Raw genomic sequence first — 2,383 nt, forward strand, 5'->3', positions numbered from 1 at the left:
GATAGATATGACTGAGATTTTGACCAGCTAGACTGCGTTTAGTAAAGCGCCAGCCATCGATGAGGTAAATTTGCATTAAACCGGTCCCTAAACCTTTTGTCCGTCCAATAATTACCTCCGATTGTCTGGGATTGCGGGGGGTTCCCACGAGGACTAATTCCCCGTTGCGTTGTACGATACGCAGCAGGTATTCTAAACCGTAATCTTCGCCCTGAATGCGAAGGGAATAACCGTTACTGTCGGTAGCCCGTTCACAACTGCCGGTAAAATCGAAATCGAGCAGCAGAGGCTGAACAATGGTCGGTTCTGTGCCATTTACAGCCCAACATTGGCGTTTTCCGGGGATTTGTTGCAAAATCAGTAAATCGTATTTACCGTTACCGTAGGGCCGGGCAATAGCGATAAAATCCTCTTGATTAACTTCTCTTTGTTCAAAGAGAGTTGCTTGACTCGGTGTAGTCAGGAGACAACCCCCCAGAAGTGAAAACAGTAGGGTAAATTTTAAGGATGATTTTAGATTCATAAATAGGGAGCGTTGTTATAGAGATTGTACTTGCATTTATTTTATCGATCTAGACGTAAGCGAGAGAATTTTGTTTTCTTGGAAGATAGCTATTACTCGACCTAATCCACAGTAGGATAGAGATTGCTAAAAATTGACCCTTGAGTAGAGTGGCAACAAGATGGCGAAAGCGGCGATTATTGGATTGGGAAGATCGGGAATAGCAGCGGCAAGATGCTTAAAACGGGATGGTTGGCAGGTGACATTAAGCGATCGCTCCGATTCTCCCGGTTTACAAGCAACCAAAACCAATCTGGAAAGGGAAGGAATTATTGTCAATCTTGGTCAAAATCTCAGTCTAGAGGCTTCAGACTTACCTAATCTTATCGTGGTTAGCCCCGGGGTGCCTTGGGATGCCCCAATTTTAATTACTGCCAGAGAAAAAGGCATCGAGACGATCGGAGAATTAGAATTAGCTTGGCGTTATCTGCAATCTTCTCCTTGGTTGGGGATTACGGGAACTAACGGCAAAACCACCACCACCGCCCTCTGTGCCGCTATTTTTCAAAAAGCGGGGTTAAATGCCCCTTCCTGCGGTAATATCGGCTATGCTGCCTGTGAATTGGCTTTAAAAGCCGATAAATACGATTGGATTATTGCGGAGATTAGTAGTTATCAGATCGAGTCCAGTCGGGATTTATCGCCGAAAATCGGCATCTGGACAACTTTTACCCCCGATCACCTTAGTCGTCATCAAACCCTGGAAAATTATTATCAGATTAAAGCCTCTTTACTGCAAAGAAGCGATCACCAAATCCTCAACGGTGATGATCCCTATCTGCGTCAAATCGGTGTTAGTCAATGGCAACAAGCTTACTGGACTTCTGTGAAAGGCAAAGATGCGCTTTTGGGCGATCCTAGTCGTGGTGTTTATCTGCAAGATAACTGGATCGTGGCTTTTGGGGAATTAATTGCCCCGGTTAATCTCCTGAAAATGGTGGGCAGTCACAATCAGCAGAATTTGCTTATGGCTGTGGCCGCCGCTAGATTGGCAGCCATCGAGAAAAAAGCCATTACTGAAGCGATCGCCACTTTCCCCGGGGTTGCCCATCGTCTAGAGTATATTTGTACTTATAAAGGACTAGACTTTATTAATGATAGTAAAGCAACTAACTACGATGCCGCCGCAGTGGGCTTAAAATCCGTCCCTAGTCCAGCGATTTTAATTGCGGGGGGAGAAGCGAAAGCAGGGGATGATCGGGCTTGGATCGCTGAAATTAAGGCAAAAGTCGCCACTGTGCTGCTGATTGGTGACGCTGCCGCCGATTTTGCCCGTCGTTTACAGTCAGCAGGTTATCAAGATTATGAATGTGTAGAAACGATGGACAGGGCAGTTCAACGCGCGGCTGAACTAGGAACAGCAAAAGAGGCTAAAGTGGTGTTATTATCCCCCGCTTGCGCTAGTTTTGACCAATACCAAAGTTTTGAACATCGCGGCGATCACTTTCGGCAATTGTCCTTACAGTTGTAGGGAGATGGGGGATAGGAGATTTTTCAGTGATCAGTGAACAGTAAACAGTAATCAGTGAAAAGAAGGTTCCGAAGTTGGGTTCTATTGGAATTGAAGGTGATCAGCTTATCTTATCGAAAAAAGGGCATAAGCCTTATGTCCCTACCATTAATATCGTGCCAGCTGTAGGGTCGTAAGGTTTGCGCCCATTATTATGTAACACAGTGAACATTTTTCACCTGATGTCAAGAAGACCCCGAAGTTTTCACCTAACACTGTCTACTTAAAACTGCAATCTGATCACTGATTACTGATCACTGAAAACCCTAACACCCTAAAACCGTGTTGCCGACGACTACGACGCAATTTTT

General features: G+C 45.2%; 2 protein-coding genes. One reads left to right on the forward strand and one right to left on the reverse strand.

Annotated features, from left to right (window positions below):
• The coding region (locus tag IQ242_RS22595; RefSeq protein ID WP_193961489.1) for a DUF3747 domain-containing protein at positions 1 to 523 on the reverse strand (523 nt) is incomplete at its 3' end.
• Positions 524 to 683: 160 nt separating this feature from the next.
• Between IQ242_RS22595 and murD the strand changes: the two genes are divergently transcribed.
• Positions 684 to 2,033 carry a UDP-N-acetylmuramoyl-L-alanine--D-glutamate ligase gene (gene murD, locus IQ242_RS22600; RefSeq protein WP_193961490.1) on the forward strand — a complete coding sequence of 450 codons (1,350 nt, stop codon included), beginning with the start codon at positions 684 to 686 and terminating at the stop codon, positions 2,031 to 2,033.
• Positions 2,034 to 2,383: the final 350 nt, after the last annotated feature.

The sequence above is a fragment of the Microcystis sp. LEGE 08355 genome (assembly GCF_015207185.1).
Lineage (GTDB): Bacteria > Cyanobacteriota > Cyanobacteriia > Cyanobacteriales > Microcystaceae > Microcystis > Microcystis panniformis.